This is a genomic window from Balneola vulgaris DSM 17893 (assembly GCF_000375465.1).
Classification (GTDB): Bacteria; Bacteroidota; Rhodothermia; order Balneolales; family Balneolaceae; genus Balneola; species Balneola vulgaris.
The window spans coordinates 1-12437 of record NZ_AQXH01000012.1; the positions used below are offsets into that span (position 1 = coordinate 1).

The 12437-nt window shown below is 39.7% G+C and carries 12 protein-coding genes; 4 read left to right on the top strand and 8 right to left on the bottom strand.

Annotated elements, in window-relative coordinates:
- Positions 1-768 precede the first annotated feature (768 nt).
- Positions 769-2379, bottom strand: coding sequence for a peptide chain release factor 3 (locus B155_RS0112575; protein ID WP_018128609.1), 1611 nt, complete (start codon positions 2377-2379; stop codon positions 769-771).
- Between the two features lie 102 nt (positions 2380-2481).
- Between B155_RS0112575 and B155_RS0112580 the strand changes: the two genes are divergently transcribed.
- From B155_RS0112580 to B155_RS0112590, 3 genes are all read left to right on the top strand, one after another.
- Positions 2482-3105, top strand: coding sequence for a hypothetical protein (locus B155_RS0112580; RefSeq protein WP_018128610.1), 624 nt, complete (start codon positions 2482-2484; stop codon positions 3103-3105).
- A 58-nt stretch (positions 3106-3163) separates the two neighbouring features.
- A complete protein-coding gene (locus tag B155_RS0112585) occupies positions 3164-3607 on the top strand; it encodes a TraR/DksA family transcriptional regulator (RefSeq protein WP_018128611.1) in 444 nt (147 codons plus the stop codon).
- Between the two features lie 85 nt (positions 3608-3692).
- Positions 3693-5396, top strand: a complete 1704-nt coding sequence (locus B155_RS0112590; RefSeq protein WP_018128612.1) for a sodium:solute symporter family protein — start codon at positions 3693-3695, stop codon at positions 5394-5396.
- Positions 5397-5674: 278 nt separating this feature from the next.
- On the opposite strand, the gene B155_RS0112595 is transcribed toward B155_RS0112590, so the two are convergent.
- The 4 genes from B155_RS0112595 to B155_RS0112610 all read right to left on the bottom strand — a co-directional run bounded on the left by B155_RS0112595 (position 5675) and on the right by B155_RS0112610 (position 10006).
- Complete coding sequence (locus B155_RS0112595; RefSeq protein ID WP_018128613.1) at positions 5675-5977, bottom strand: GIY-YIG nuclease family protein; 303 nt, start codon at positions 5975-5977, stop codon at positions 5675-5677.
- Positions 5978-7370: 1393 nt separating this feature from the next.
- A complete protein-coding gene (locus tag B155_RS0112600; RefSeq protein ID WP_018128614.1) occupies positions 7371-8189 on the bottom strand; it encodes a hypothetical protein in 819 nt (272 codons plus the stop codon).
- Between the two features lie 206 nt (positions 8190-8395).
- Positions 8396-9295: a hypothetical protein gene (locus B155_RS0112605; protein WP_040368611.1), complete on the bottom strand. Its 900-nt coding sequence runs from the start codon at positions 9293-9295 to the stop codon at positions 8396-8398.
- Positions 9296-9553: 258 nt separating this feature from the next.
- Entirely contained in the window at positions 9554-10006 is a 453-nt protein-coding gene (locus B155_RS0112610) for a hypothetical protein (RefSeq protein WP_018128616.1), read from the bottom strand.
- Between the two features lie 192 nt (positions 10007-10198).
- On the opposite strand from B155_RS0112610, the gene B155_RS0112615 reads away from it, so the two are divergent.
- Positions 10199-10828 carry a hypothetical protein gene (locus B155_RS0112615; RefSeq protein WP_018128617.1) on the top strand — a complete coding sequence of 210 codons (630 nt, stop codon included), beginning with the start codon at positions 10199-10201 and terminating at the stop codon, positions 10826-10828.
- 128 nt (positions 10829-10956) lie between these two features.
- On the opposite strand, the gene B155_RS0112620 is transcribed toward B155_RS0112615, so the two are convergent.
- The 3 genes from B155_RS0112620 to B155_RS13950 all read right to left on the bottom strand — a co-directional run bounded on the left by B155_RS0112620 (position 10957) and on the right by B155_RS13950 (position 12151).
- Positions 10957-11259: a hypothetical protein gene (locus B155_RS0112620; protein WP_018128618.1), complete on the bottom strand. Its 303-nt coding sequence runs from the start codon at positions 11257-11259 to the stop codon at positions 10957-10959.
- Between the two features lie 9 nt (positions 11260-11268).
- Positions 11269-11577: a hypothetical protein gene (locus B155_RS0112625; protein WP_018128619.1), complete on the bottom strand. Its 309-nt coding sequence runs from the start codon at positions 11575-11577 to the stop codon at positions 11269-11271.
- A gap of 145 nt (positions 11578-11722) precedes the next feature.
- Positions 11723-12151 (bottom strand): hypothetical protein, encoded by a 429-nt coding sequence (locus tag B155_RS13950; protein WP_018128620.1) that lies wholly within the window; start codon positions 12149-12151, stop codon positions 11723-11725.
- Positions 12152-12437 lie beyond the last annotated feature (286 nt).

The window sequence follows — 12437 nt, forward strand, 5'->3', positions numbered from 1 at the left end:
AAGCTTAAGTACAATTCCTGCCGGTGGCTTTTGCTCCCCTTTTGTCCACACAAAAGGGGAAGGGATTGTGGTTCAGTGGCCTAAGAAAGATCCTGTCTATCAGTTGGTAGAGATGGTTACAAAAAAAATACTGTCACCCTGAGCTGATGAATACTACAAAGGCCACTTTATCAGTTGCGAAGGGTCTCAAACCTTGAACTAGCTTTGGGTAGTGCGTTCATTTGAGATCCTTCGTGTTAGCACCCTTCAGCCTCATCACAGTCTTTCCTACTCAGGATTGTAGATGTCATGTAATTCGTTGACAGCTTTTTTGGTTGGATATATAAGTTAAATAGCAGCTTTGTTTTCGATCTCTAGACTTCTCGTATACACTCGAAGTGACAAAGTTTATTACAAGATTCAGCTTATAATTAATGGGTCATCCTGAACTTGATTCAGGATCTGTAGGGGGAAGCTCTTTGCACTGCAAGAATCTAAAGCAACGCTTCGTGCAACAACCCTTACGCACAACCATAGCCATCTTAAGATCCTGAATCACGCTGCACTGCGTTCCGCTGTTCAGGATGACGGCGTTGGTTGGGGAGATGGGTAAACTAGTGAATTTATATCCCTTTAAGCGAAGCTGGAGCTTCTAGAATACGTTCCCAACAAGGACGTTGGGAACGAGGTGAAAATACCTAACATCTAAAAGGATGACGACCTTGGTTGTTTGACTAGTTGCTTGGTAAAACCTCTGGGGTTTGTACCATGAGAATGCAAAAGAATTAATTACCCTTGCTTAAACTTGAATAAGTTTTCAGCCCCAACTTTTTCTTCCGCTTGGTTTAATGCATACATAGAATCGAGTAGCACAATCGGGTTGCCCTCTAAGTCTTGTGTAACATGCGTTGAATAGCTCGCATTGAGTTTTTCAATAACCTCATCATTGTCGTTTGGCAACCAACGCGCACAGTAATAGGCCACGGGTGTTTTCACAAGCTCCACACTGTATTCTTCTTTCATACGATGTTCAACTACTTCAAACTGTAGCACACCCACCGTACCAAGTAGCAATTCATTACCTACGCCGTTTGGCACCTCAAATACGTGAACTACCCCTTCCTCAGATAACTGCTTTAAGCCTTCCCGTAGCTGCTTTCTCTTGAAAGGGTCTTTGGTTGCCACTTTTTGAAAATGTTCGGGAGTAAAAAGCGGGATTACATCGAATCGCACTTTCTTCTTTTCAAAGATTGTACTTCCGATTCTAAAATCACCGGGATTGAAGATCGATACTATATCGCCGGGAAAAGCCTCTTCTAGTAACTGCCTGTCATCACCCATTAATGTATGTGGCGTTGCTAGTTTAATTTTCTTGCCACTATTCGCAATCACGACATTTTGGCCACGCTGGAATTTACCAGAAGCAATACGAATGAAAGCCGCGCAGTCGCGATGGCCCGGATTCATATTTGCCTGCATTTTGAAGATAAAGCCCGAAAATGCATCCCCAACATCGCGAGTTCCACCTTCTGAGTGTTCATACCCTTGTGGAGACGGTGCCAGTTGATGGAAGTACGTCAAAAACACATCCAGCCCAAAGTTATTCAACGCCGAACCAAAGAATACAGGCGTCACTTTACCACTGTTGTACAAGTCCTTATCCATGTTTGGATACATATCCTCGATCAACATCACCTCTTCACGAAAGGCTTCTTTCTCCGTTTCTGAAAGGTTGCTCTGAGCTAGAGCTTCTTCAACATCCATTGTTTCGGTGATGGCTTTTTTAGCCCCGTGATCAGCCTTCTCATACACATGAACTTTGCCACCAATTACATCATATATCCCTTGGAATTTCTGCCCATACCCTAGTGGCCAGCTTGCCGGAACGGCTTCGATACCCAGCTTGGCTTCAATATTACTCAACACTTCCAGTGGATCCATACCGGGGCGATCGCACTTATTTACAAAGGTGATTACAGGCACTTCTCGAAGCTTACATACTTCGAATAGCTTCTCGGTTTGTTCCTCAACCCCTTTCGCCACATCAATAACCATCAACCCACTATCAGCCGCAACTAGAGTACGTAGGGTATCTTCAGAGAAATCTTTGTGACCCGGTGTATCCAGTAGGTTATACTTGATCCCATCCTTCTCAAATCGCATTACTGATGAAGTAACAGAAATCCCTCTTTCCTTCTCAATTGCCATCCAATCGGATGCCGCATGATGGGATGCTTTACGTGCACGAACAGAACCTGCTTCGTGAATCGCTCCACCATAAAGCAATAGCTTCTCAGTAAGAGTAGTTTTACCCGCATCGGGGTGAGAAATAATGGCAAAGGTTCTTCTTCGCTTTGCTTCTTTTACAATGGGTGAATCGGCTGAGGCCGTAGCTGACATAGTCTATTCTTTTTAAATTCAGACTTTGAAAATACGGTTTACTAAGCTTTATTACATACATTCATTTCCGAACTCCTTCGAATGAAATTCAATCAAAAGGTCATGAGAATATTCGTTCTACTCCTACCATTATTATTCCTGAGCATCTCATCCCAAGCTCAGGTTATCGACGACAGTGCTTTAGAAGATCTTCAGAATAAAGGTATTCGTTTTGTGGAAGGTAAGTTTGTGGCGTATTTAGCTGATACCGTGAGCCCGGATTTTACTGCAAAAGCTTTCGCTGAGCTCGATATTCAAATCCTTGAATTAGACATCGAGCCGTTGGTCATCCGTTTAGTGAATAACCCCTCCGATTCTACGCTTCGTACTCTTCATGCTCATCCAAGTGCAACGGTGTACATGCCCAAGACTAAAAATGGGGTGAGTGAGTATTTCGAAACAATTAGCAACCTTGAGGCTTTAATTAAAGAGCAACAAGACAACATCAGGAGTATTGATTCAAATCATGTTGCTTCAATATTTATTGAATTCGACTATTCGATCAACCAATCAAAGCTTCGTAAGTTTCTACGGGCATTTGATGATCTCGCTTATGTGATCTATCGTAACAATCCACGTACGGTTACCTTGAAAGCAGAAGCCGGTAATGAGTTTGAACTCATGGATAAAGTACAGCAGTTGCCTTTTGTGGAATCCACCACTTTAATTGGCCAAATTGATTATTGAAATGATGTAAGTCGTACTTCTGTTAAACGTATAAACGCAATTTAATCAGGAGATTAACATGTCAGATCAAAAAGCACCCGTCAATAACAGTCCTTTTACCTCTGAAGAACTTGAACACTTTAAATCAGCCTTACTCGACGAACAGAAAAAGGCCGATGAACAGATTCAAGAGTTAGAGCAATCTTTGGAGGATCTGGAAAGCAATTTGAGCGACAACACATCCTCTTCAGCCCACCATCAGGGAAATTTGGGGTCTAATGAAGAACAACGAGAAACCAAATACACTCTTATCGAAAAACAGAAAGCAAAGCTAGAGAAAATCACAGTTGCTCTAGACCGCATGGCTGCTGGTAATTATGGGATTTGTGTTGTAACTGGAAATCAAATCCAAAAAGAACGTTTAGAAGCTATGCCATGGGCAATCCATAGTATAGATGCCATGCAAAGCGATTCAAACCAAGAGGAAAAACCCCCTTTACACGTAGAAGAAACTTCAAATTAAGTGGCTAGAACTTAGGCTTCCTCAATCCAAATAATTCAGTATACTCGACTGGTTACGAAATTAATAATGCCTTACTGAGTATAGAATGCCTTTTGAAAATCTGGATTATGTAGTAATTGCAGGGTACGTAGTACTTTTAATTGTAGTGGCTTGGATTGCCAAAAAACGAGGGCAGCAGTCGCTCGACGATTACTTTGCTGGTGGCAAAGACCTGCCATGGTGGTTAGTAGGGGTTTCTATGGTAGCTACTACTTTTGCCGCCGATACCCCATTAGCCATTACCGGATTAGTAGCCTCACAAGGGGTTGCTGGTAACTGGTTTTGGTGGAGCTGGATGATATCGGGGGTTATCACGGTTTTTATTTACGCTAAACTCTGGAAGCGAGCGGATGTACTCACCGATTGTGAATTTATTGAGCTTCGCTATGGCGGCAAACCTGCTAGTTTTTTAAGAGGATTTAGAGCGCTTTACTTCGCCTTTCCATTCAACTGTGTGATTATGGGTTGGGTTACGGTAGGAATGGCCAAAGTGATGTCTGTTATTACTGGCGCCGATCAATGGCAGATTATTTTGATTTTGTATGCAATGACGGCCATCTATATTGCTATATCGGGACTATGGGGAGTGGTTGTAACCGATTTTATTCAGTTTTTCATTGCCATGATAGGCTCCATCGCCCTTGCCTTTTTCGCCGTTGATCATGTAGGTGGCTTAGATGCCTTACAAACACAGCTCACGGCTATTTCAGATTTTGATATTCTAAGCTTAAACCCATTTACCAACCCTAAAATAATGTTGACAACTGCGTTAATATGGGTGGGGATGGCTTGGTGGGCGGCATGGTATCCCGGTGCGGAACCTGGAGGTGGTGGCTACATCGCACAGCGTATGTTCTCAGCTAAAGACGAACGCAACGCTGTTGGCGGTACTTTACTGTTTAATATTGCGAACTATGCCATTCGTCCATGGCCGTGGATTTTAGTAGCTCTCGTCTCGTTAGTGGTATTCCCAGAGCTAACCGACAAAGAAGCCGGCTACCCAATGATGATGGCTGAAGTGCTTCCCGTTGGCTGGTTCGGACTGTTATGCGTAGCATTTTTATCCGCATTTGTCTCTACTATATCTACTCAACTAAACTGGGGAACGAGCTACGTAATCAATGATTTCTATGCGCGATTCATCAAAAAAGAAGAAGAATTTGAATCCAGAGAAAAAGCTCAGAAGCACTATGTGTTTATCTCAAGACTTGCCACTATTGCTATGGCAGGAATTGCCATTGTTGTATCGTACTACTTCGATTCTGTGAAAGGTGGATGGGAGTTTATTCTCTCATTAAGTGCAGGTATTGGCGGGGTGATGCTATTGCGTTGGTTCTGGTGGAGAATCAATGCATGGAGTGAAATCACGGCTATGATTGTGGCTTTTATAGGGGCCCTCATTGCCAAGTATTTTGAATTTGGCTTCGAAAATGGAATGATCTTCACGACCTCTATTTCCACAATTGCTTGGCTCATCGCTACCTTTGTGACTAAACCCGAAAGTGATGAGACGTTGACGGCCTTTTTTGCTCAAGTTCGTCCTATGGGTAAAGGATGGAAACCTTTTTCGAATGGTATCATCTCGCATGATAGTTTAAAACCTGCCTTAATTAATGTGGTAATCTCATTAATGAGCATTTTATTCTTCCTATATGGTATGGGTGAAATCTTTTTCGGTGATTGGATCGCAGGTGTCTGTTTTATCATTGGCGGTAGTATTGCAGTGTGGAAAGTAGCACGTAGCGTTTAATCCGGTTGGTGGAGTGAATCCCTTGTTCCCTGCCTTTGTCATATAGCCCGGTGGGGGATATTTATAGATGGGTGTTGGGAAAGTGAATGAAATTACCTCGCTATTAGCGAAGCTGGAGCTTCAAGAATGCGTTCCCAACGGGGACGTTGGGAACGAGGACAATCGGTTGCGAAGGGTCTCAAACCCTGATCTAGCTTTGGGTAGTTCGTTCACTTGAGATCCTTCGTGTTAGCATTCTTCAGCCTCATTACAGCCTTTCCTACTCAGGATGACAGCTTTTAATACCATTCAGCTGCTAAGTCATTCCAGTAAGGATTCGATTTATATATTAAATTCACTTTTTTAGCTCTTGTCCAGCCTTTTAGTTGTTTTTCTCTTTCTATTGCTCTACCAATATCATGAGTAGATTCATAGTAAACCAATTGGAAAAGATTATACCGTTTTGAATAACCCTCGATTAATTTGTTTTTATGTTCATAGACACGACGCTCTAAATCGTTAGTGACACCGATGTAAAGCATTTTTGAATAATTGCTTAGTATATATACATAATAAATGTTCGCCATAGTTTTATGACTCATTTGAAGGCCCAACCTTACAAAAAAAGCTGTCACCCTGAGCCGATGAGTACTACTAAGGCCACTTAATCGGTTGCGAAGGGTCTCAAACCTTGAACTAGCTTTGGGTAGTGCGTTCACTTGAGATCCTTCGTGTTAGCACTCTTCAGCCTCATCACAGCCTTTCCTACTCAGGATGACAGCTTTTTTGTTTGGTTAGATATATAAGTTAAATAGATACGTTGTTATCGATCTCTAGACTTCTCGTATGCACTCGAAGTGACAAGGGTGGCAGTATCTCAATCTTTGTCATATCGACCGGAGGGAGATATCTAATGATGGTATTTAACGCCCTGAAATACCTAAACCCCTCCAACCATTTCCGGCGTTGGAATTGAGCAGGAGTTGCCTTCATTTTGCACAGCGACAGAGAAGCAGAACATGCGCCGATTCCGACCACTGTCGGAAGAGGAATTGCATGTTGTGCCTGGCGCGGCTAAGGAAGGCCCGAATAAATTCCTGCCGGTGGCTTTTGCTCCCCTTTTGTCCACACAAAAGGGGAAGTGATTGTGGCTCACTAGGAGCGACAATATTTATACTATGAATCAGCTTTAAATTAATGGGTCATCCTGATCCGCCGACAGGTGGAGAAGGATCATGCGGGATAATAGAACGAGGTTAACAATCTGCCAAGTGCCGTAAACAACATTCCCATGACCCTTGGTATAAATCACGTCAGCGGATAAAATTCCCAAACCCCTATCCCCTAAGATCCTTCGCTCCGCTTAGGATGACGGTGTTGTTTGTTTTTTGAGCAAATGAATAAAATAGATGCGTTGTTTTCGATCGTTAGACTTCTCGTATGCACTCGAAGTGACAAAACGGGTGGTTTCTATTTCTTTGTCATATCGACCGAAGGGAGATATCTAATGATGGTATTTAACGCCCTGAAATACCTAAACCCCTCCAACAATCTCCGGCGTTGGAATTGAGCAGAGATAACCAAACTGTTCCATCATGACTAGCAAAGTGAAGAATATCCTAAGATTCCCTGTCTGACGAACCATCGGGATCCATTTATATCAACGCTGAATTCAGTATCCGATGGGAGGAGTTTGGAATCTTATTGACTTTTTGACACTGGCGCCTGTCCCGTTGCAGAACGGGAGATCAAGCCAAAAGTGTCATCACTTTAAGGCAAATATAGATATCATTTTTTCCTTCTCTTCGCTCCAAAGGTCTCCTTTCACACATTCATAGCCAACTTAAGATCCTGTCCGCCAGCTGGCGGACCGCTGCACAGGAGACGGCGTTGGTAGGGAGATGGGTAAATGAATGAATTTATCTCGCTATTAGCGAAGCTAGAGCTTTTATAATGCGTTCCCAGCGGGGACGTTGGGAACGAGAGCAACACTTGTTAGGGTAATTTTGTATATAAGATATCAATTTTTCTGTCACCAGAAATCAAGTTTTGCTCAATTAGTTCTTCAATCTGATTATCGGATTTAATATTTGGTAGTACTTCCTGAAGAGAATCTAAAACTTGCTGAACAAATAACTGTCTATCATTTTGCATGATTAGTATCCAAATAGAGACAAGTAGAAGTAATTTATATTTAGTGATCTCGATCAACTTTTTAAAATCAATATCAAAATTAGCAATTCCTTGTTGATAAGCATATAAAATGAAATTTCTTTCAGCTGCGATTCTTTCAGATGCATTTACAACTTTCTCAATAATCTTATTGCCGCGATACTTCTTCAATGTATCATTGAGATTGCCAGGAGAGTTCTTTCTGCCGCAATAGAAATCTAAAGGTAAAATAGGCTGATATTGAATACCAGTATCAGGATTTTTTAATACCAAATAGAGTTTATCACTTGAATTTTCATTCGATTTTTCGACATAAAATCTTGGGCTAGACGAAGAAATAAAATCAAAGAAATGTTCGAATGCTAAAACAAAATAGTTAAAAAGCATTGCTTTCTCAGTATGGTTATAAGGATTTATATGTTTAGCCTTTTTATACCCTTTAATTCTAAGTCCAATTATTAAACCTGTGCTAATTTCTTCCATTGAAGTTATAATCCTGAAGTAGGACATCTTTTCATCAATGGAACTGATATCATCTGCTTTCCGGAGATGGATTATTGAATTGAGAATAGCATTTTTGCTATGAGACGTTGGAAAACTTGAAACCATTTCTAAAATTTTCTTTTCGGGAAGTAATATCATTTTTTAGAGTTGATTTAAATTACCCTTATGACACTGCGTTTAACATGACCACCAGCTAGATGTGCAACGAAGGTTCTCGGAATTTGTTGAAGTAACTGAATATTTTTATTGCTCACAAGCTTAAGTGCAATTCCAGGTGGATCATCATGACGATGTGGTTGGGAGAGATAGTTGATGGTAAATACTACCGTGCAATTCAGCACACCTTACCATTGAATACCATACAAATAACCCGCTGCTGCTTTACTCATTTTTTTATAATCATGACCTACGTCCGGGATTATCTTTAACTCCCAGTTGAAATCGGATCCCTGTTCTTTAGCATATGCTTTTGATTGATTGAAAAAGTACTTCCCTCGCGCTAGCCTGTGAAGTCCCTGCTTGTCTGTTTCCTGTGACCGGACTAAGTGGCCTCTCGTTTCATGTTCATTGTCTTCGTCACCAAGAAAAACTATAAGCTTAGCCTTGAAAGCCAATTCGATTTGATCCTCGGCAACACTCACTCCCTTCAACCCATAGGGGAAAGCATCATGGTTGGAAGGGACTGTATACCAACCTGCATTCGAAACCAATATTCTATGGGCATTATTATCTGGTTTAAAAAGCGTCATGCGATGTAAAATCTGTGCACCCGCGGAATGCCCGAACATATCATAGGAATCCGTTTCTAACTGTAGAACTTCTTTAACTTCAGAGAAAATCCTGTCAAAGTCAGCCCAAAGCCATTCATCTGAATTGTTGTTTAACTCATAACTGATCATGGCGGTACGCTCTTCATTTAGTTCTACCTCCGTAATCATTCCACCGAGGTTGTAGCTCCAAAACTCCGGATAGTATCTTTCGGCATATTGTGGAGACAAAATTAAAACCCCATGCTTTTCAGATGCTTCAATCCAGGCATCACGGTAAGTGTCTCCGCCTCGCCCTGCACCGGGTATGACCATCATTACGGGAGATTGTGGGCTAAAACCCTTGGGCTTATGATAGAATACGGTAATCACTCTATCCTTATGTGAGCGCCCTCCATCAATAAGAAAATTACCTGACCCAGTATGGATTTCAATGATATTGATATCTGTAGAGTCCCTCTTTTCAATCAAGTTCATTCCACAAACAGAGCAAACGCCATCATGATCAAATGACAACGTATCGTGCACGGGACAAGGGGGACATACGTATTTGTTTTGGATTATTTGGGAAGCAGCTAACAGGGGAAGCAACAGAAAAAAGACAGTGACGGCAAAAAATCGCATGGTTAAATATTGAGTTCAAAATAAATCCAGCAATCGTTACGGCACAAAACCCGAGATTGTTACCATGGATTAGAGAGGGTAGGGATATGCTTGTGAAAAGATTGGATGCACTTAATTTTTAAAGTGATTTTCAAGTTCTTGGATTTCTTTGCTTGAAAACTCTATGGCTCTAGTTCCATCACATTTACTAGTTTCTACTTTGTTATTTGTTGCTACAAAGTTTTTATTTACCTCAGTTTCATTTGTGATTGAGTGGCCGGCAAATACTAAATATTTCTTTCCTTTTTTAAAGGATGAAGCACAACTTGAAAGCTCAGATTCAACTATAATTATTTCACTCTGATTTCCTTTGAACTTTTTTTCAATTTCTATAACAATTCTATGACGATCAGGCCAACTTGATGTTATGTCAGTGAAGATTTCTTCAACAGAAATTACGTTACCAATGAAAATGAAGTGATACTTGTCAATTCGTTCTTCAAGTGTTTGCTCTTCACAAATACAGGCTTTAGTTGCACCAACAAAAAGAAAGACAAATAGAAAAAGTAAGAAGTATTTCTTCATGATTGATTAAGATCGTTAACGACCCAGCGTTTAAATTGTCCGCCAGCTGGCGGATCCGACTTTATTCGAAAAACCGCGAAGCGAAACGCTTGCTATAGTTTGACGTTTTTTTAGTACAAGATTTATATTAAACTATTATTACTGTTATTAATCCTAAATAGAATTTTATCTTCAAAAAGAAAAACAATATTTATGAAAACCCAATTACTCATTTTAGGAACATTATTTTTCCTGACTTGCACAGTCAAGAATGAGGATACATCGATTATTGAAGGAAATGTAGTTTCAAATGTTTGCTTTGAATATAACCCTGAAATAGAAATCTGGAATAGAGAAGGTGTAGAATATACAATCGGTAATTGGCCTGGGATAGAGGAAAATTATGTTCAATCATATGGTTGGAACCATAGAGAAAACCCATACCCTAAGAAATTTGATTTTAAGTTAAGGATGATTAATAACAATATTTTGTATGGTGAAGAACCTTATGATATTGGAAACTGGAAGTTATCAGTTAATCTATCGTATAAAGTAGGTCAAAACGATGATGCGTTATATCCATTAAACTCAAAAATTATCGATCATATTTCGATAATTAATGACAGACTAATTACTAGCAAAGACTTCAAACAAAATGGAGTAATGTTTGATGAGATTCAGATATGGGAAAAAAGTATTGAATTCGAAAGTTATTACGATAAATATAGAGAGGCGAGTTTAAAAATAAATCAATTAATTTTTGAAATCATTCTTATAAATAAGAATAATAGTGAATGTAGATTTGAATATATTTTTCCAATGAAGGATAGAGGAGAACTATAACGACCCCGCGTTTAACCTGTCCGCCCACTGGCGGAGCGGCCCCGTTACTATTTAGGTTTTAGTTAAAAGCAAAATAGAGCGAAGTCCCGACCACTGTCGAGGTCCGACTTGAAACGCTTGTTAGTGGTTTAAACTGATATATTGAAGATTTCTCCATCTCTAAGTATGCGATACATTTCTTGATCATGTTTTTGAAGTTCACCGACAGCTTGCCAATATCTGTGACTTGGATCAAGAGCTCTTTTGATCAATGGCTGAATAGTTTCATCAAGTTTACCGTTTTCAAATAGCTCTCGTGTTATTTCTGAATATTTCGAGCTAGATAATTTTTCATATTTGATTTTACCGTCTTGAGAATACTTTACAGAAACATGATTGCGATGTCGATTTACTAAATAGCCATGTGTCCATTGGTTTCTCAGGTCAATCATAAAAATTTATTATTGCTTTGTAAACGAGTCTAAGAGTTCACCAGTTAATTTGCACAAATTTTGCAGCTGAATGCCATTGTGAACAAGAGACTCAAAACCTTCTTGTTTAGCTTCCTTTATGATTTGAGGGATAAATTTATTATCTGCTTCTAAAGTATCGAATAGTGCACAAATCCAAATAATTCCAACCTTATTCCTTAATTCAGGTTCATTATCGAAGTCAGAGTTGAATAGATAAACGCCCCAAGTGTTAATACAGGTTATGTTCCCTCGAAACACTTCATATAATCTATTTGCAAGATTTAAATGTTTATCCATAGAAAACCACTAACGACCCGGCGTTTAACCTGCCTGCCGGCAGGCAGGGCGGCGCAGGTTTACGGTTTTTGTTGAAGTAACTGAATATTTTTATTGCCAACATGCTTTCCAGCGAACCCTACCTGCGTCCGACTTGAAACGCTTGTTATAGGGCGACCTTTGGTTTTATTTCACGAAATCTATTTATCGATTTTACTCTAAGAACTTGAGTAATCAGTAGTGAAAGTGATAAAGGCAACCAGATCCAAAATTCATATTTGAAAGCCCAATACCAGAATGGTGTAACAATTAATATCCATTCAATAAGTATCACTTTTGTTGTATTTATGCCCGTGAAATAAAAGCTTAAAAAATCCAATATGATGATTATAGAATAAAATCCAATCAAAAATGGAATTCCATAGATTAAAATAGAAAAGGGTATGAGTAAAATATTATCGAAAAATACTTCAGACCAATTTTGTTCTGACTCTACTCCAATAAGCTTGAAGAAAATACCACCTAAATAAGCTGTAATTAAAAAGCCAATTAAGTGAATCCAATTGGTATTTAGTATTTTTAGAATGTGTCTCAATTTTGTGAATTAGTTGAGCCCTATAACGACCCGGCGTTTAAGCGGCACGTTACAATGTAAGATTTTAGTTAAAGGCTATAAACGAGCATGCGCTGAACTTGATTCAGTGTCCGCTTGAAACGCTTGTTATACAACCGATTTATTTCCAAAATTGCCACCAACGTTTTTCTATGAAGTACTTAACTTCTTTATCGTCAGTTTCAATAAAAAAGGTTCTACCACCATTTTCTTGTAACTTTTCTCCTGATTCTAATTGACGAATTTTTTCTAAATAAATCATTGGTGA

What these genes read in the sequence shown, in the direction of transcription:
- B155_RS0112575 (WP_018128609.1), bottom strand. Translation starts at nt 2,379, where the DNA reads ATGTCAGCTACGGCCTCAGCCGATTCACCCATTGTAAAAGAAGCAAAG.
- B155_RS0112580 (WP_018128610.1), top strand. Translation starts at nt 2,482, where the DNA reads ATGAGAATATTCGTTCTACTCCTACCATTATTATTCCTGAGCATCTCA.
- B155_RS0112585 (WP_018128611.1), top strand. Translation starts at nt 3,164, where the DNA reads ATGTCAGATCAAAAAGCACCCGTCAATAACAGTCCTTTTACCTCTGAA.
- B155_RS0112590 (WP_018128612.1), top strand. Translation starts at nt 3,693, where the DNA reads ATGCCTTTTGAAAATCTGGATTATGTAGTAATTGCAGGGTACGTAGTA.
- B155_RS0112595 (WP_018128613.1), bottom strand. Translation starts at nt 5,977, where the DNA reads ATGAGTCATAAAACTATGGCGAACATTTATTATGTATATATACTAAGC.
- B155_RS0112600 (WP_018128614.1), bottom strand. Translation starts at nt 8,189, where the DNA reads ATGATATTACTTCCCGAAAAGAAAATTTTAGAAATGGTTTCAAGTTTT.
- B155_RS0112605 (WP_040368611.1), bottom strand. Translation starts at nt 9,295, where the DNA reads ATGAACTTGATTGAAAAGAGGGACTCTACAGATATCAATATCATTGAA.
- B155_RS0112610 (WP_018128616.1), bottom strand. Translation starts at nt 10,006, where the DNA reads ATGAAGAAATACTTCTTACTTTTTCTATTTGTCTTTCTTTTTGTTGGT.
- B155_RS0112615 (WP_018128617.1), top strand. Translation starts at nt 10,199, where the DNA reads ATGAAAACCCAATTACTCATTTTAGGAACATTATTTTTCCTGACTTGC.
- B155_RS0112620 (WP_018128618.1), bottom strand. Translation starts at nt 11,259, where the DNA reads ATGATTGACCTGAGAAACCAATGGACACATGGCTATTTAGTAAATCGA.
- B155_RS0112625 (WP_018128619.1), bottom strand. Translation starts at nt 11,577, where the DNA reads ATGGATAAACATTTAAATCTTGCAAATAGATTATATGAAGTGTTTCGA.